The following is a 17,153-nucleotide window of genomic DNA, read 5'->3' as shown; positions in this document are numbered from 1 at the left end:
GATGCCCCCGTGGAGGCTTCCACGGGGGCATCGTCATGGGGACGGGCAGGGCGTCAGCCGGTGTTGCGGAGGCCCGCCGCCACGCCGTTCACCGTGAGGAGCAGGGCCCGGGCGAGCAGCGGGTCCGGGTCCTGGCCGCGCTCGGCGTCCGCGCGCTGGCGGGCGAGGAGCGCGACCTGGAGGTAGGAGATCGGGTCCAGGTAGGCGTCGCGGATGGCGAAGGTCTGCTGGAGGACCGGGTTGGAGTCGAGGAGCTTCTCGCCGCCGGTGACCTTGAGGACCTCGGCGACGGTCAGCGCGTGCTCGGCCTCGATGGTGTCGAAGACGTGCTTGAGGTCGTCGGGGACGAGGGTGTCGACGTAGTGGCGGGCGATCCGCAGGTCCGTCTTGGCCAGCGTCATCTCGACGTTGGAGAGGAAGTTGCGGAAGAAGCCCCAGCGCTCGTGCATCTCGCCGAGGACGGCGTCGAGGCCGGCCTCGCGCAGGGCCTTGAGGCCGGAGCCGACGCCGTACCAGCCGGGGACGATCTGGCGGGACTGGGTCCAGCCGAACACCCACGGGATGGCGCGGAGTCCGTCGAGTCCTGCGCCGGAGTCGGGGCGGCGGGAGGGCCGGGAGCCGAGGTGCAGGTCGGCGAGCTGGTCGACGGGGGTGGCGGCGAAGAAGTACGCGGGGAGGTCGGGGTCCTCGACGAGCCTGCGGTACGCGGTGTGGGCGGCGTCCGAGACGGTGTCCATGGCCGCGTCCCAGCGGGCGAGCGCGTCGTCGGACTGGCGCGGCGCCGTGTGCAGGGCGGAGGCCTGGAGCGTGGCGGCGACCGTCAGCTCCAGGTTCTCCCTGGCCAGGGACGGGATGAGGTACTTGTCGGAGATGACCTCGCCCTGCTCGGTCACCTTGATCTCGCCCTCCAGGGTGCCCCAGGGCTGGGCGAGGATCGCGTCGTGCGAGGGGCCGCCGCCGCGGCCGACCGTCCCGCCGCGGCCGTGGAACAACCTCAGCCGAACCCCGTAACGGTGAGCAACATCCCTCAGCCTCCGCTGGGCGCGGTGGATCTCCCACTGGCTGGTGGTGATGCCGCCGAACTTGGAGGAGTCGGAGTAGCCGAGCATGACCTCCTGGACGTCGCCGCGCAGCGAGACGAGGCGCCGGTAGGAGGGGTCGGCGAGCATGTCGTCGAGGATGACGTCGGCGGCCTTGAGCTCGTCGGTGGTCTCCAGGAGCGGCACGATGCCGATCTTGGCCCAGCCGCCGTGCAGGTCGACGAGGCCGGCCTCGCGGGCGAGGACGGCGGCGGCGAAGACGTCGTCGGCGCCCTGGCACATCGAGATGATGTACGACTCGATGACCTCGGGGCCGAAGCGCTCGAAGGCCTCCTTGATGGTGTGGAAGACGCCGAGGGTCTTCTCGCCGGCGGCGTCCAGCGGGGCCGGGGTCGGGGCGAGCGGGCGGCGGGAGCGGAGCTCCTTGGCGAGCAGCTTCTGCCGGTAGTCGCGGGGCATGTCCGCGTACCGCCAGGACTCCTCGCCGAGGCGGTCGAAGAGCTGGCCGAGGGCGTGGTGGTGGGCCTCGGCGTGCTCGCGGACGTCCATGGTGGCGAGCTGGAGGCCGAAGGCGGAGAGGGTGCGGATGACCCGGTCCATGCGGCCGTCGGCGAAGAGGGCGCCGCGGTGCTCGCGCAGGGAGGTCTGGATCAGGGTGAGGTCGTGGATGAGGTCGGCGGTGCCGAGGTAGTCGCGGCCGTCCTGGTGCGGGGTGCCGTTCGCGAGGCGCTCGCGGGTGTTGACGAGCTTCTGCCGGACGCAGGTGGCCTTGAGGCGGTACGGCTCCTCGGCGTTGAGGCGCTTGTAGCGGGGGCTGATCTCCGGGAGGAGGTCCAGGTCGCGCTGGAGGGAGTCCAGGAGTTCCTGGGTGGCTCCGGTGTAGCGGATGGAGTTGGAGAGCAGTCCGCGCAGGAAGTCGATGAGTTCGAGCGCGTCGGTGATGCCGTGCTCGTGCTGGAGGATGAGGACGTCCCAGGTCACCTGGGGGGTGACGTTGGGGTTGCCGTCGCGGTCGCCGCCGATCCAGGTGCCGAAGGTGAGCGGACGGGTGCCGGCGGGCAGCTCGACGCCGACGCGTTCGAGCTCGGCGGCGAGGTCCTCCAGGACGTCGCCGACGGCTTCGGCGTGCAGCTCGTCGAGGTAGTAGATGGCGTTGCGGGCCTCGTCGGCGGGCTCGGGGCGGACGACCCGGAGTTCGTCGGTCTGCCAGATCAGGTCGATGTTCTCGGCGAGCCGCAGGTCGGTGCGGCGGCGCTCGGCCTGGCTGACCGGGGCCTCCAGGAGCGCGGCGATGCGGCGCAGCTTGTTGAGGACGGAGCGGCGGGCGGCCTCGGTGGGGTGCGCGGTGAAGACGGGGCGCACGTTGAGGTTCTTGACCGTCTCGCGTACGTGCTCGGGGTCGCCGTCCTTGAGCATGTCGACGGTGCGGGCGAGGAGGCCGCCCTCGGCGGCGCGCTTCTCGCGCATCTCGCGGCCGCGGTGGACCTGCTCGGTGACGTTCGCGAGGTGGAAGTAGGTGGAGAAGGCGCGTACGAGCTTGGCGGCCGTCTCGAGTTCGACGCCTCGGAGGAGCTCGGCGGCGGCTTCGCCGTCCTCACGGGTGAGGCGGCGGACCTTCTCGACGAGGTCGAGGAGTTCGTGGCCCTCCTGGCGCACGAGGGTCTCGCCGAGGAGGTCGCCCAGTCGGCGGATGTCGGCGCGCAGCTCGGTGCTGGCGGTGGGGGTCTGGTCGGCACTGCTCACAGGTGCGGCTCCTTGCAGTGTTTGAGCACGTCTGGAGGGGTTCTGGAGGCTTGCGGACCGCGCTGTCCGACGCCCCCAGGATAGGTGTCCACATGGTGGGCGGCGGGCAGGCCCCTTCTTTGCGCCCTCTTGCCGCGCGCCACGGCGCTGCCATACTTACGACGCCGTAGGTTACGGATGCGTAGCCACGGATTCGTCCTTCGACGCGTTTCCCTCCACTCACCCCCCAGGGACAGTCATGACCATGAGCCCCGAGATGACGTCGGCGTCCGAGGCGCCGGACGCCGCCGAGGCGCCGCTGCCCTCCGCCACGCTGGGCGGGGACAGCAAGCGTTCGATCGAGCAGATCACCCTGCTGCTGTTCATCACGGTGCCGTTCCTGGCGCTGCTCGCGGCGGTACCGCTGGCGTGGGGCTGGGGGGTGAGCTGGCTGGATCTGGGGCTGATGACGGCGATGTACTACATCGGCTGCCACGGGATCACGATCGGTTTCCACCGGTACTTCACGCACGGTTCCTTCAAGGCGAAGCGGCCGCTGCGGATCGCGCTGGCGATCATGGGGTCGCTTGCGGTGGAGGGTCCGCTGGTGCGGTGGGTGGCTGATCACCGCAAGCACCACAAGTTCTCGGACGCGGAGGGTGACCCGCACTCGCCGTGGCGGTTCGGCGAGACGGTTCCGGCGCTGATGAAGGGCCTGTGGTGGGCGCACATCGGCTGGATGTTCGACGAGGAGCAGACGCCGCAGCACAAGTACGCGCCCGATCTGATCAAGGATCCGACGATCCGGGCGATCTCGCGCCAGTTCGTGCTGTGGACGATCGTGTCGCTCGCGATCCCGCCGGTGGTGGGCGGTCTGGTGACGATGTCGTGGTGGGGCGCGTTCACGGCGTTCTTCTGGGGCTCGCTGGTGCGGGTGGCGCTGCTGCACCACGTCACGTGGTCGATCAACTCGATCTGTCACGCGGTGGGCAAGCGTCCGTTCAAGTCGCGTGACCGTTCGGGGAACGTGTGGTGGCTGGCGGTGCTGTCCTGCGGCGAGTCCTGGCACAACCTGCACCACGCGGACCCGACGTCGGCGCGGCACGGGGTGCTGCGCGGGCAGGTCGACTCCAGCGCGCGGCTGATCCGCTGGTTCGAGCAGCTGGGCTGGGCGAGCGATGTGCGCTGGCCGGCGGAGTCCCGCATCGAAGCCCGCCGCCGGACCGCGTCCGCAGACGCGGCATGATGGAAGACGTGGCGATCGAGGGCAGGACCGGCGGTACCGGCAGCAGCGGCGGAGAGCAGAAGCCCCGGCGGGGGCGCCGGGTGCGGATGACGGGCGCGGAGCGCCGGGAGCAGCTGCTCGACATCGGTCGCACGCTCTTCGCGGAGAAGGGCTTCGAGGGCACGTCGGTGGAGGAGATCGCGGCGAAGGCCGGGGTCTCCAAGCCGGTGGTGTACGAGCACTTCGGCGGCAAGGAGGGGCTGTACGCGGTCGTCGTCGACCGGGAGATGCGGCAGCTCCTGGACGGGGTGACGGGGGCGCTGACGGCGGGGCATCCGCGGGAGCTCCTGGAGCAGGCGGCGTTCGCGCTGCTCGACTACATCGAGAACTACACGGACGGGTTCCGGATCCTCGTACGGGATTCGCCGGTGGCGCAGTCGACGGGCACGTTCGCGTCGCTGATCAGCGACATCGCCACGCAGGTGGAGGACATCCTGGGCCTGGAATTCAAGGCGCGGGGCTTCGACCCGAAGCTGGCGCCGCTGTACGCGCAGGCGCTGGTGGGCAGTGTGGCGCTGACGGGGCAGTGGTGGCTGGACGTCCGCAAGCCGGAGAAGTCTGAGGTCGCGGCGCATCTGGTGAACCTGGCGTGGCACGGTCTGGACGGTCTGGAGCAGAAGCCGCGGCTGATAGGGCACCGGAAGAACTGACCCCGGCGCCGGGCCCGGCGGGGGGCCGGGAGGCGAGAAACGACCGGACGGTCGGATTCGGTGAGGTAAACATCTGGTAATCGGCGGCGCTGTGAGTAGACTCGTGTTCAACATCCGGGGGGGTGTTCCGACCGTCCTACGAGGTCGTCTCCGCGTGCTTTCCGTCATGCGCTGATGCCGTTCGACGCCCGTCGAACCCCCCTGTTTGGTTCCGTCGAACCTCTGATCCCTGGGGGGGATCTTTTTGTTCTTCATGCGTTCCCAGCGTGCCCGCCGTCTCGCGGGCTGCACCGCTCTCGCCCTCTCGGCGGGCATGCTCCTCGCGAGCCCCGCGTCGGCCGACGCGCCGGCGCCGCACGCGGCCACCGAGAAGCCCGCGCAGTCTCCGGCCGCCCCGTCGCTGCGGACCGTCCCGCAGACGGACGGCGCCCGTGCCGGGCTCGCCGGCGTCACGGCGGAGCGTCCGCCGTCGCGCTCGGACCTGGACGGCGACGGCCAGAGCGACATCATCATGCGCATCGGCGGCGAGCTGCACACGGCGACCACGAACTCCGAGGGCGCCGAGTTCTACCGCAACGACGGTGACACCTCCTTCATCAAGGACGTCATCCCGATCGGCGACCAGGACAAGAACGGCAGCGGTCCCGAGATCCTGACGCTCTCGAAGTTCGGCTGGCTGAGCCTGTACGGCGACTCCACCTCGTCCTACGGCAACTACCGCTGGTCCGGCCCGGGCTGGCAGATCTACAACAAGGTCTTCTCGCCCGGCGACATCAGCGGCGACGGCCGCGCCGACGTGCTGGCCCGCACGCCCTCGGGCGAGCTGTACGTGTACGTCTCCACCGGCACCCCGAACGCCCCGTTCCACGCGCGCAAGCTGGTCGGCAAGGGCTGGGACGTCTACGACCAGCTGATCGGCCTCGGCGACAGCGACGGCGACGGCAAGGGCGACTTCCTCGCCCGTACGCCCTCCGGCGTGCTCTTCTACTACGGGAGCTCCGACAGCCCGTACACGCTGAAGCCGCGCAAGGAGGTCGGCCGGGGCTGGCAGCAGTACAACCAGATCATCGGCATCGACGACGACAACGCCAACGGGATCCCCGACGTCCTCGCGCGCGGCGTCGACGGCACGCTGTACGAGTACTTCGGCACCGGCAGCGGCTACTACACCTCCCGCAAGCAGGTCGGTTCCGTCGGTGCCTGGGACGGCGTGGACCAGTTCTCCGGCGCGGGCAACGTCCCGGCGCACGGCAAGGAGGGCACGGTCGCCCGCACCAAGGGCGGCACGCTCTTCTGGTACGACTCGATGAACAACGGCCGGCTCGCGCCCCGCGCCCAGATCAGCGACGACAACGGCTGGTACGGCGCGACGCTGTTCGAGGTCAACTCGCTCGGCCGGGACGCGATCTCCGACACGCTGGAGATCTACCAGGGCCACCTCTACGGCAACGGCGTGGACTTCGGCGGCGGCTGGGGCGCGATCAACCAGATCGCCGGCCCGGGCGACCTGAACGGCGACGGCACCGGCGACTTCGTCGCCCGTGACCGCGACGGCGTCCTGTGGCTGTACCGGAGCAACTACGACGGCAACGCCCTGCACGCCCGCGTCAAGATCGGCGGCGGCTGGAACGCGTACGACCGGATCGTCGGCTCGGGCGACTACACCGGCGACGGCCTCAACGACCTGATCGCCCGCGCCAAGGACGGAAACCTGTACCTGTACCCGGGCACCGGCCAGGCGGGCTACGCGTTCGAGTCCCGCGTGAAGATCGGCGGCGGCTGGAACGCGTACGCGAAGATCGTGGCGCCCGGTGACATCACCGGTGACGGCAAGGCCGACCTGCTCGCGGTGAACTCGGGCGGCGAACTGTTCCGCTACAGCGGCACCGGCGTGAAGGGCGTCCCCTTCAAGCCGCGCGCCTCCATCGGCACCGGCTACCAGATCTACAACGGCCTGTACTAGTCGCAGCGCACTCCCAGGACGCCCCGCACCGGTTCCCCGGTGCGGGGCGTCCCCGCGTCCGCCTCCCGCCGTCGGAGAGCTGTCATGACCGGGAGGTATGCTCCCCCCACACCCGGGGGGTTCGCCCTTCGTACGCGTTTCCTCCGTAGCGAGGCGCCGCGGACCCGTGCCCGGACCGAAGACATCCTGATCCCTGGGGGGGATCTCTTGCGTTCTGTTCCCTTCTCCCGCGCACGCCTCGGCGCGTGCACCGCGCTCGTCCTCTCCGCGGGCATGCTGCTCGCGACCCCGGCCTCGGCCGGCCAGCCCGGGCCGCACCCGGCCGTCGAGAAGCCGGCGGCCGGCTTCACCCAGCCGTCCCCGACGCGGCCGACGCTCGGCGCGCTCCGCCAGGGCGTCACGGCGGCCTCCGGCGTCGGCGCCTCGCCCCAGCTGTCGGACCTCGACGGCGACGGCGGCGGCGACCTGATCTACCGCGGCTGGGACGGCAAGGTCTACACGTCCACGACCTCCGGCCAGGGCGGCGAGTTCACGTCCATCACCACGCCGACGAAGGACATCATCCCGATCGGCAACCAGGACGCGAACGCCAGCGGCCCCGAGCTCCTGACGCTGTCCTCGCAGGGCGCCCTCCGCCTGTACGCCGACGCGACGCCCACCGGCGCGAGCTACGTCTGGCAGGGCAACGGCTGGAACATCTACAACAAGGTCGTCGCGCCCGGCGACGTCAACGACGACGGCCGTGCCGACCTGGTCGCCCGCGACCTCGACGGCAACCTGTACCTGTACTACGCCACCGGCGTCCGCACCGCGCCGTTCGCGTCGCGCGTGAAGATCGGCACCGGCTACAACACCTACGACCAGCTCTTCGGCATCGGCGACAACAACGGCGACGGCTGGGCGGACCTGATCGGCCGCGACACCGCCGGGAAGCTGTGGTTCTACGCCGGTACGGGCGACAAGGCCAGCCCGTTCGCCGCGCGCAGGCAGATCGGCACCGGCTGGGGCGTCTACAACCAGGTCCTGCCCGTCGGCGACGACAACGGCGACGGCAACGGCGAGCTGATCGCCCGCGACCTGAAGGGCACGCTCTGGTACTACACCGGCAAGGGCGACGGCACCCTCTCGGCCCGTCAGCAGCTCAGCGACACGGCCGGCTGGGACGGCATCCCGCAGTTCGCCGGGGCGGGCAACAACCCGGTCACCGGCGAGAAGGAGGGCGTCCTCGCGCGGGACACCCGCGGCACGCTGTTCTGGTACCGCGCCTCGACCGGCGGCGGTCTCAACGCCCGGATCCAGGCGGGTGACGTCGGCGGCTGGAACGGCGCCAACTTCACCCACCTGTCCACGATGGACGCGGACGGCTCGTCGGACATCGCGGAGATCTACCAGGGCCGCCTCGCCATCGACGGCACCGACCTCGGCGGCGGCTGGGGCGTCTACAACACGATCGTCGGCCCCGGCGACCTGTCCGGCGACGGCAAGGGCGACCTGCTCGCCCGCGACGCCTCCGGAATCCTCTACCTGTACAAGGGCAACGGCGCCGGCACCTCCCTCGCCGCCCGCATCAAGGTGGGCACCGGCTGGGGCGCGTACAACAAGATCGTCGGCGCGGGTGACTACACCGGCGACGGCCGCACGGACATCGTCGCCCGCACCTCCGCCGGCGACCTGTACCTCTACGCCGGCACCGGCAACGCCACCACGCCGTTCAAGGCCCGCGTGAACATCGGCACCGGCTGGAACACGTACTCCAAGATCGTCGCCCCCGGCGACCTCAACGCCGACGGCAAGGGCGACCTCCTCGGCATCACCTCGGGCGGCGACCTCTACAGCTACCTGAACACCACCCCGGGCAAGTTCGCCGCGCGCGCCAGGATCGGCAACGGCTACGGCATCTACAACAGCATGTCCTGACGATCCGCCAGGGCCCGAAGGCGCCCCGCACCCGGGCCCGGGTGCGGGGCGCCTGTTGTTCATCCGTAGATCGCTGGCGTAAGGCGTGAGCGTGAGTAGACTCGTGTTCAACATCCGGGGGGGTGTTCCGACCTTCGAACGAGGTCGTCTCCGCATGCCCACAGGCCTGCGCTGACGCCGTTCGATGCCGTACGAGCCCCCCTGTTTGGTTCTGTCGAACCTCTAGGTCCCTGGGGGGGATCTCTTGCTGTTCCAGCACTCCAAGCACGCTCGCCGCGTCGCGGCCTGCACCGCTCTCGCCCTCTCCGCCGGCATGCTCCTCGCCGGCACGGCCTCCGCCGCCGACACCCCGGCGCCGCTTCCGTCCGTCAAGAAGGAGGCGCCCTCCTTCACCCCGCCGAAGCTGACGCTCCCGAAGAAGGGCGCCGCCCGCGCCGGCGTCGCCGCCGCCGGCGAGGCCGCCTCGCAGCCGCTGTCCGACCTGGACGGCGACGGCATCGACGACCTCATCCTCCGGGGCGTGGAGGGCGAGCTCTACACGAGCACGTCCACCGGCGCCGGTGACGTCTTCGACCTCTTCCGCGACTACACGGACGTCGCCAAGGACATCGTCCCGATCGGCCAGCAGGGCGGTGACACCACCGAGCCCGAGGTGCTCGTCCTCTCCGAGAACGGCACGCTCAAGCTGTACGCGGACGCCGACCCGACCGGCACGCCGTACGAGCACGTGGTCGGCGGCGGCTGGCAGGTCTACAACAAGGTCACCTCGCCCGGCGACGTGAACGGCGACGGCCGCGCCGACGTGGTCGCCCGCACCAAGGACGGCCAGCTGTACCTGTACCTGGCCACCGGCAACCTGGACGCGCCGTTCGGCGCCCGCGTCCTCGTCGGCGGCGGCTGGGGCGCCTACGACCAGCTCGTGGGCCTCGGCGACGCCAACGGCGACGGCAAGGGCGACCTGTACGCCCGCGACACCGCCAGCGGCACCCTGTACTTCTACGCCGGTACGGGCAGCACGACCCAGCCGTTCGCCGCCCGCCAGTCCGTCGGCGGCGGCTGGAACATCTACAACCAGATCCTGCCCGCCGGCGACGGCGACCTCCTCGCCCGGGACAACGCGGGCACCCTGTTCTACTACCCGGCCAACGGCAACGGCACCCTGGCCGCACGCCAGCAGAGCAGCGACGCGGGCGCGTGGGCGGGCGTCCAGCAGTTCGCCGGCGCCGGCAACAACGCGTACACGGGCAAGGAGGGCGTCTTCGCCACCACGCCCGGCGGGGCCCTGTACTGGTACTACAACAGCACCACCGGCAAGCTGGACCCGCGCATGGAGATCCTGCCCGCCGGCGGTCTGACGGGCGGCCCGGCCCCGCTCCACTTCTCCTCGATGAACGCGGACGGCGTATCCGACTTCGCCGCGGTGGTCGACGGCCACCTCTGGGTCGACGACGCCGACCTCGGCGGCGGCTGGGGCGCCTACAACACCCTGGTCGCCCCCGGTGACCTGTCCGGCGACGGCAAGGGCGACCTGCTGGCCCGCACGTCCGGCGGCGACCTCTACCTCTACAAGGGCAACGGCGCCGGCACCGCCCTCGCCGCCCGCGTCAAGGTCGGCACCGGCTGGGGCGTCTACAACAAGATCGTCGGCGCGGGTGACTACACGGGCGACGGCCGCACGGACATCGTGGCCCGCACCTCCGGCGGCGACCTGTACCTGTACGCCGGCACCGGCAACGCCACCACGCCGTTCAAGAGCCGTCTGAAGATCGGCACCGGCTGGAACACGTACTCCAAGATCGTCGCCCCCGGCGACCTCAACGCCGACGGCAAGGGCGACCTCCTCGGCGTCACCTCCGGCGGCGACCTCTACCGCTACCTGAACACGACCTCGGGCAAGTTCACCGCGCGCGTCAAGCTCGGCGGCGGCTGGGGGGTCTACAACTCCGTCCAGTAACGGACCGAGTGCCTCACGGGCGCCCCGCACCGGATCTCCGGTGCGGGGCGTCCGCGCGTTCACGCCCCTCAGGGCTTCTTGCGGGCGACGGCGAAGATCCGGCGGAAGGGGAAGACCGTACCGTGCGGGCCCGGCGGGTAGGCCTCGCGCAGGAGCCGGCGGTACTGGTCGAGGAAGGCGTCGACCGCCTCCCGGTCGTCGCCCAGGGTCGTGAGGACGGGCCGCAGCGCGGTGCCCTTGACCCAGTCCAGGACGGGGTCCTCCCCCTGGAGCAGCTGGCAGTACGTGGTCTCCCAGACGTCCGCCTCGCAGCCGAGGTCGGTGAGGCGGGTGAGGTACTCGGCGGTGTCGAGGATGTGGACGTAGCGGCGGCCCTGGTCGCCGAGGCGGGCCCGCCACTCCGGGGTCTCGCAGAGCTCGCCGAGCAGGGCGTGGCTGGGCGAGGTGAAGTTGCCGGGGACCTGGAAGGCCAGGGTGCCGCCGGGGCGGAGCCCCTCGATCCAGGCGGCGAAGGACTCGGGGTGGTTGGGCACCCACTGGAGGGCCGCGTTGGAGACGATCAGGTCGTACGGCTCGTCGGGGGTCCAGTGGGCGGCGTCGGCGGTCCGGAAGTCGAGCCAGCCGCCGCCCCGGGTGGTGCCCGACCAGTCCTTCTCCGCGCGCTCCAGCATCTCCGGCGACAGGTCGAACCCGGTGATGTGTGCGTCGGTCCACCGGTCGGCGAGGAGGACCGTCACATTGCCGGGACCGCAGCCGAGGTCGGCGATGCGGGCGGGACGCTGCCGGGCGGGCAGCTGCGGTATTCGGGCGAGGAGATCGAGGAACGGGCGGGTGCGGTGTCCGGAGTGTCGGAGGTACTGCTGTGGATCCCAGGTCGGTGCGGCGGTGTCCACGGAATGCATGTTCGAAGCCCCCTTGCTGGCACGTGTTGCCGAAGCGGAACGGAGTTCCGGCGGGGTCCCTTCCCCATAGTCCAGGAAAATATATCTTGATTCCAAGATACTCGATGTCGAGAAACTCGAACACAAGAGACTTTATGTCAACAGACCCTCTACACTGATCGTCATGGAGGACGAGGTCGACCGACTGGTCGCAGCATGGCGCCGCGAGCGCCCCGACCTCGACGTGGAACCGCTCGAGGTGCTCAGCCGCGTCTCGCGGCTCGCCCGTCACCTCGACCGCGCCCGTCGGCTCGCCTTCTCCGAGCACCAGCTGGAGCCCTGGGAGTTCGACGTCCTGACCTCGCTGCGCCGCGCCGGAGCGCCCTACCAGCTCTCCCCCGGCCAGCTCCTCACCCAGACGCTGGTCACCTCGGGCACCATGACCAACCGCATCGACCGGCTCACCAAGAAGGGCCTCGTCGAGCGGCTCCCCGACCCCAGCGACCGGCGCGGGGTCCTGGTCCGGCTCACCCCCGAGGGCCGCGACCGCGCCGACGAGGCGCTCGCCGGGCTCCTCGCCCAGGAGCGGGCCATCCTGGCCCAGCTCTCCCGCGCCCAGCGCGGCGAACTGGCCGCGCTGCTACGCCGGCTGACCGCCCCGTTCGACAACGTCCCCGGGTAGCACCGGCTCCGCGGGACCCACGCCCGCCCGGCGGGCGAGCGCCACCGCCGCGAGCGTCGAGTGCACGCCCAGCTTCCCCAGCACGTTCTGCATGTGCGTGCGGACGGTGTGCGGGGAGAGGAAGAGGCGCTCGGCGACCGCCTTGCGGCCCAGACCCGCCACCATGCAGCGCAGCACCTCCCGCTCGCGCGGGGTCAGCGACTCCACGAGCCGCTCGCTGTCCGTCCGGTGCCTGCGCGCCTCCGTCAGCTCCCGCAGGACGCCCGTGAGCAGCGCGGGAGGCAGATGCGTCTCGTCCCGCAGCACGCCCCGGACCACCGCGAGCAGCCGTTGGAGCGAGCAGTCCTTCGCGACCCAGCCGGAGGCCCCCGCCTGGAGCGCGAGGGCGGCGCGGCGCGGGTCGTCCCTCTCCGCGAGGACGACCGTACGGAGCGCGGGCTGTACCCGTCGTACGCCCGTGACCAGCGAGATCCCGTCGACCGTGCCCTCGGCGTCGTCGGGCACCGCGCGCGCCACGGCCGCCCCGGCGGGTCCGGCGCCCAACTCGGCGTCGACGAGCAGCACGTCGAACCTGCGGCCCTCCGCCGCGCCGCGCTCCAGGCAGCGCAGGGCCGCCGGGCCGCTGCCGGCGGCGGCGACGTCGACATCGGGCTCCGCCGCGAGGGCGGCGGCCAGCGATTCGGCGAAGATGCGGTGGTCGTCCACCACCAGGACGCGGATGCGTGCCACGGACACTCCCAAGTGTCGAGGAACGGACCGACGCGGGTACGGCGCCGGAGGCGGGTCCGTCGACGGCACGGCCGCCGCCGTGCGTTGACTGCTACCCCGCTTCTGGCGCCGTACCCGACGGGTCTCGCCCCCTGAACAGCACCGGCCCCCACCGGCGCTGCCCCTCAGAGTAGGGGCGGGGCGCCGCGGTGGGGGCCGTTTCGCGGAACTGTCCGAAGTCGTGGGAACGCGAGCGGTGGTCGGGGACGCTGTTCTAAAGGCGGCGCGCGCCCGCCGACGGCACGGCCGGGAAGATCCCCGGGGGCGCGTATCCGGCCGCGGCGAAGGCCTTCCCCACGGCGGCGGACACCTCCTCCGCCCGCTCCGTCTCGACCAGGACGACGGCGGAGCCGCCGAAGCCGCCGCCGGTCATCCGGGCGCCGAGCGCCCCGGCCGCGTTCGCCGCCTCGACGACGAGGTCGAGCTCCGGGCAGGAGACCCGCAGATCGTCCCGGAGGGAGGCGTGGCCCTCGGTGAGGACCGGGCCGACCTCCCGGGTGGCGCCGGCGTCGAGCAGGGCGATGGTCCGCTCCACGCGCGCGTTGTCGGAGACGACGTGCCGCACGTACCGCAGAATCGTCTCGTCGCTCAGTCGTGCGAGTGATTCCGGCAGATGCGCGGCGCTGACTTCGCGCAGGGTGCGCACCCCGAGCGCCCGCGCACCCGCTTCACACCCGGCGCGCCGCTCGGCGTACGCGCCGTCCCCGAGCGCGTGCTTCACGCGGGTGTCGACGACGAGCAGCCGCAGCCCCTCCCCCGCGAGGTCGAAGGGGACCTGACGGTACGAGAGGTCCCGGGTGTCCAGGTGGAGGGCGTGGCCCTCCTCGGCGCAGGCGGAGGCCATCTGGTCCATGACCCCGCAGGGCACGCCGACGAAGGCGTTCTCGGCGCGCTGGGCGAGCCGGGCGAGCTCGGGGCGGGAGAGCCCCAGCCCGAACAGGTCGTTCAGGGCGAGCGCGATGACGACCTCGAGGGCCGCCGAGGAGGACAGCCCGGCGCCGGTGGGCACGGTCGAGGCGAGGTGGACGTCGGCCCCGGCGACCGGGTGCCCGGCCTCCCGCAGCGCCCAGACGACACCGGCCGGATAGGCGGCCCAGCCGCCGCCCGAGAGCGGCTCCAGGCCGTCGACGTCCAGCTGGACGATCCCGCCGTCGGTGTCGGCGGAGTGCAGGCGCAGGACGCCGTCGTCACGGCGGGAGACGGCGGCGACGGTGGTGTGCGGCAGGGCGAGCGGCAGCACGAAGCCGTCGTTGAAGTCGGTGTACTCCCCGATGAGGTTGACCCGCCCGGGGGCGGCCCAGAGGCCGTCGGGCGCGGCGCCGTACAGCGCCTCGAAGTCGGCGGCGAGGCTCATGCGCCCTCCTCCCGGAGACGGGCGAACGCCCAGGCGTCGGCGACGACGTCCGCGAGGTCCGGGCGGGACGGCGTCCAGCCGAGCCGCTCGCGGGCGGCCTCGGCGGAGGCGACCAGGACGGCGGGGTCGCCCGGGCGGCGCGGGGCGGTGATCTCCGGGATCGGGTGGCCGGTGACCTTGCGGACGGTCTCGACGACCTCGCGGACGGAGAAGCCGTTGCCGTTGCCGAGGTTGCAGATGAGGTGCTCGCCGGCCGTCATGGCGTCGAGCGCGAGGAGGTGGGCCTCGGCGAGGTCGGCGACGTGGATGTAGTCGCGGACGCAGGTGCCGTCCGGGGTCGGGTAGTCCTCGCCGTACACGGAGATCGCCTCGCGCCGGCCGAGGGCGACCTGGAGGACGAGCGGGATCAGGTGGGACTCGGGCGCGTGGCGCTCGCCGAGGGAGCCGTACGCCCCGGCCACGTTGAAGTAGCGCAGCGAGACGGCGGCCAGGCCGTGGGCGGCGCACTCCCCGCCGATCATGTGGTCGACGGCCAGCTTGCTCGCCCCGTACGGGCTGGTGGGCGCGGTCGGCGCGGTCTCGGTGATCGGCACGGTCTCCGGCTCGCCGTAGGTGGCGGCGGTGGACGAGAAGACCAGCTTGCGGACGCCGGCCGACCGCATGGCGGCGAGCAGGGCCATGGTGCCGCCGACGTTGTTCTCCCAGTACTTCTCGGGCCGGGCGACGGACTCGCCGACCTGGGAGAAGGCGGCGAAGTGCAGGACGCCGTCGTAGGAGTCGTCGAGCAGGTTCGCCGCGTCCTGGATGCGGCCCTCGACGAACTCGGCGCCCTCGGGGACGGCTTCGGCGAAGCCGGTGGAGAGGTCGTCGAGGACGGTGACCCGGTGGCCCCGCTCCAGGAGGTGGGCGGCGACGACGCTGCCCACGTACCCGGCGCCCCCCGTCACCAGATACTTCCGTGTCATGCGCTTGCCACCTCTCGGAGTCGTCGGGCCGCGTCCTCCGGCCGGATGTCGTTCATGAACGCGCCCATGCCGGACTCGGTGCCCGCGAGGAACTTCAGCTTGCCAGAGGCCCGTCGGACGGTGAAAAGCTCCAGATGCAGTCCGAAGTCCTCGCGCCGCTCGTCCGTGAACGGCGCCTGGTGCCAGGCGGCGATGTAGGGCGTCGGCGGCTCGTCCGGGCCGAAGATCCGGTCGAAGCGCCTCAAGAGTTCCAGGTAGACCTGTGCGCACTCTGTGCGCGCGGCGGCGTCGAGGGCGAGCAGGTCGGGCACCCGCCGCTTCGGGTGGAGGTGGACCTCGTACGGCCAGTGGGCGGCGTACGGCACGAAGGCGATCCAGCGCTCGGTCTCCAGGACCACCCGCTCGCCGTCGGCGCGTTCGCGGGCGACGACGTCGTCGAAGAGGTTCCGGCCGGTCGCCGCACGGTGCTCGTCGGCGCGGCGGCGCATGGCGGCCGTGCGGGGCGTGACGTACGGGAAGGCGTAGATCTGGCCGTGCGCGTGGGGCAGCGTGACGCCGATCTCCGCGCCGCGGTTCTCGAAGCAGTAGACCTGTTCGACTCCGGGCAGGGCGGCGAGCGCGGCGGTCCGGTCGGTCCAGGCGTCGAGGACGAGCGCGGCGCGCTCCTCGGTGAGGTCGGCGAAGGAGTCGGTGTGGTCGTCGGTGAAGCAGACGACCTCGCAGCGGCCGACACCGCCGGAGAGGGAGGGGAAGCGGTTCTCGAAGACGACGACCTCGTAGCTCTCCTCGGGGATCTCGCTCTCGCGGCCGTCCCGGGCGGGGCAGAGCGGGCAGGCGTCGGCCGGCGGGTGGTAGGTGCGGGCCTGCCGGTGCGAGGCCACGGCGACGCGGTCGCCGGTGAGCTCGTCGTACCGGATCTCGGAGCGGGAGACGACGGGGGCGAGGGGGCGCGGGTCGACGGCGGCGCGGACCAGGTCGTCGCGCGTGTCGTAGTAGATCAGCTCGCGCCCGTCGGCGAGCGTGGTGACGGTCTTCTTCACGGGGGTGCCCTCCGGGCAGGACCAACCAAACAGAACCACGCATAAAAAACCACATTCGAACATCACCGTCAATGGCGAAGCCGGCCCCCTCACACGGACGGGGCCGGCGGAACGAGCATCCTCAGTGCGGGCCGCGGGGTCCCGGCAGCGCCCGGTCGAGCAGCCCCGTACGCGCGGCGAGCGCCGCCGCCTCCAGGCGCGAACCGACCCCCAGCTTCATCAGGACCCGCTGCACGTGCGTCCGCGCCGTGCTCGGCGCGATCCCCATCCCGGCCGCGATCAGCCGGGTGTCCTCGCCCTCCGCGACCCGCACGAGGACCTCCACCTCCCGCTGCGTGAGGAGCCGGAGCAGGCGCTGCGCCTCGTCGTCCGGCTGCGCCGAGGGGTGCAGCAGCTCCGCGAAGGCCCCCTGGAGCAGCTGCGGCGCCACCGCCGGCTCCCCCGCCCGCGCCTTCACCAGGGCGCGCTCGACGCCCTCGATGCGCTCGTCGTGCCGGACGTACCCCGAGGCCCCGGCCGCGAACGCGGCCGCGATCCCGCGCGGCGACGGCACCGGGCCGAGCACCACGACGGCCACCTGCGGCCGCTCCCGTTTGATCCGTACGACCGGGTCGAAGGTCCCCGGCGCGTCCGGCGCCGCGGTGCCCAGGAGGCAGACCTCCGGCGCCCGGCTCACCACCAGCTCCGCGGCCCCCGCCACCGGCGCGGCCGCCGCGAGCACCCGGTGCCCGCGCAGCTTCAGCGCCGAGGCGAGCGCCTCCGCGAGCAGGCGGTGGTCGTCCACCACCACGAGGCGTACGCCCATCCCGGTCATCCCCCCTCCTCCTGGCCGGCCGGACGCCCCGGCGGCCTGAAACCGGCAAGCTACACGCTCCCCCGCCCCGGCCGCCGACATGCGCGTGGGCCCCTCCGGATCACCGGAGGGGCCCACG

13 protein-coding genes are annotated in these 17,153 nt (G+C 72.0%); 6 read left to right on the top strand and 7 right to left on the bottom strand.

Features of this window, described 5'->3' with window-relative positions; translation table 11 throughout:
* Window positions 1–53 precede the first annotated feature (53 nt).
* Window positions 54–2,783 (bottom strand): phosphoenolpyruvate carboxylase, encoded by a 2,730-nt coding sequence (gene ppc, locus ACFYX3_RS28360; RefSeq protein ID WP_389018971.1) that lies wholly within the window; start codon window positions 2,781–2,783, stop codon window positions 54–56.
* A 238-nt stretch (window positions 2,784–3,021) separates the two neighbouring features.
* Between ppc and ACFYX3_RS28355 the strand changes: the two genes are divergently transcribed.
* From ACFYX3_RS28355 to ACFYX3_RS28335, 5 genes are all read left to right on the top strand, one after another.
* Window positions 3,022–4,008 carry an acyl-CoA desaturase gene (locus ACFYX3_RS28355; protein WP_389018968.1) on the top strand — a complete coding sequence of 329 codons (987 nt, stop codon included), beginning with the start codon at window positions 3,022–3,024 and terminating at the stop codon, window positions 4,006–4,008.
* Entirely contained in the window at window positions 4,005–4,697 is a 693-nt protein-coding gene (locus tag ACFYX3_RS28350) for a TetR/AcrR family transcriptional regulator (RefSeq protein WP_116160544.1), read from the top strand. Before ACFYX3_RS28355 ends, ACFYX3_RS28350 begins: the two co-directional genes overlap by 4 nt.
* Before the next feature lie 253 nt (window positions 4,698–4,950).
* On the top strand, window positions 4,951–6,660 hold the full coding sequence (locus tag ACFYX3_RS28345) for an FG-GAP repeat domain-containing protein (RefSeq protein WP_389018963.1): 1,710 nt from the start codon (window positions 4,951–4,953) through the stop codon (window positions 6,658–6,660).
* 207 nt (window positions 6,661–6,867) lie between these two features.
* Window positions 6,868–8,577, top strand: coding sequence for an FG-GAP repeat domain-containing protein (locus ACFYX3_RS28340; RefSeq protein ID WP_389018960.1), 1,710 nt, complete (start codon window positions 6,868–6,870; stop codon window positions 8,575–8,577).
* A gap of 244 nt (window positions 8,578–8,821) precedes the next feature.
* Window positions 8,822–10,531, top strand: coding sequence for an FG-GAP repeat domain-containing protein (locus tag ACFYX3_RS28335; RefSeq protein WP_389018957.1), 1,710 nt, complete (start codon window positions 8,822–8,824; stop codon window positions 10,529–10,531).
* 68 nt (window positions 10,532–10,599) lie between these two features.
* Here the strand turns inward: ACFYX3_RS28335 and ACFYX3_RS28330 are convergent, their stop codons facing one another.
* A complete protein-coding gene (locus ACFYX3_RS28330; protein WP_389018954.1) occupies window positions 10,600–11,433 on the bottom strand; it encodes a trans-aconitate 2-methyltransferase in 834 nt (277 codons plus the stop codon).
* Between the two features lie 163 nt (window positions 11,434–11,596).
* On the opposite strand from ACFYX3_RS28330, the gene ACFYX3_RS28325 reads away from it, so the two are divergent.
* Entirely contained in the window at window positions 11,597–12,094 is a 498-nt protein-coding gene (locus ACFYX3_RS28325; RefSeq protein ID WP_024754861.1) for a MarR family winged helix-turn-helix transcriptional regulator, read from the top strand.
* Here ACFYX3_RS28325 and ACFYX3_RS28320 read toward each other — a convergent pair.
* From ACFYX3_RS28320 to ACFYX3_RS28300, 5 genes are all read right to left on the bottom strand, one after another.
* Complete coding sequence (locus tag ACFYX3_RS28320) at window positions 12,053–12,835, bottom strand: LuxR C-terminal-related transcriptional regulator (RefSeq protein WP_382659818.1); 783 nt, start codon at window positions 12,833–12,835, stop codon at window positions 12,053–12,055. The two genes, ACFYX3_RS28325 and ACFYX3_RS28320, sit on opposite strands and share 42 nt — an antisense overlap.
* A gap of 241 nt (window positions 12,836–13,076) precedes the next feature.
* Window positions 13,077–14,216: a galactokinase gene (galK, locus tag ACFYX3_RS28315; protein ID WP_376582216.1), complete on the bottom strand. Its 1,140-nt coding sequence runs from the start codon at window positions 14,214–14,216 to the stop codon at window positions 13,077–13,079.
* Window positions 14,213–15,181, bottom strand: a complete 969-nt coding sequence (gene galE, locus ACFYX3_RS28310; protein WP_389018948.1) for a UDP-glucose 4-epimerase GalE — start codon at window positions 15,179–15,181, stop codon at window positions 14,213–14,215. Before galE ends, galK begins: the two co-directional genes overlap by 4 nt.
* On the bottom strand, window positions 15,178–16,221 hold the full coding sequence (gene galT, locus ACFYX3_RS28305) for a galactose-1-phosphate uridylyltransferase (protein WP_389018945.1): 1,044 nt from the start codon (window positions 16,219–16,221) through the stop codon (window positions 15,178–15,180). The genes galE and galT overlap by 4 nt, the downstream gene beginning before the upstream one ends.
* 121 nt (window positions 16,222–16,342) lie before the next feature.
* The gene (locus tag ACFYX3_RS28300) at window positions 16,343–17,026 is read right to left on the bottom strand and encodes a LuxR C-terminal-related transcriptional regulator (RefSeq protein ID WP_116165486.1); all 684 of its coding nucleotides are present in this window, start codon (window positions 17,024–17,026) and stop codon (window positions 16,343–16,345) included.
* Window positions 17,027–17,153 lie beyond the last annotated feature (127 nt).

Source organism: Streptomyces sp. NPDC002463 (genome assembly GCF_042889835.1).
Lineage (GTDB): Bacteria > Actinomycetota > Actinomycetes > Streptomycetales > Streptomycetaceae > Streptomyces > Streptomyces nymphaeiformis.
This window is presented reverse-complemented; position numbering and strand designations above follow the sequence as displayed.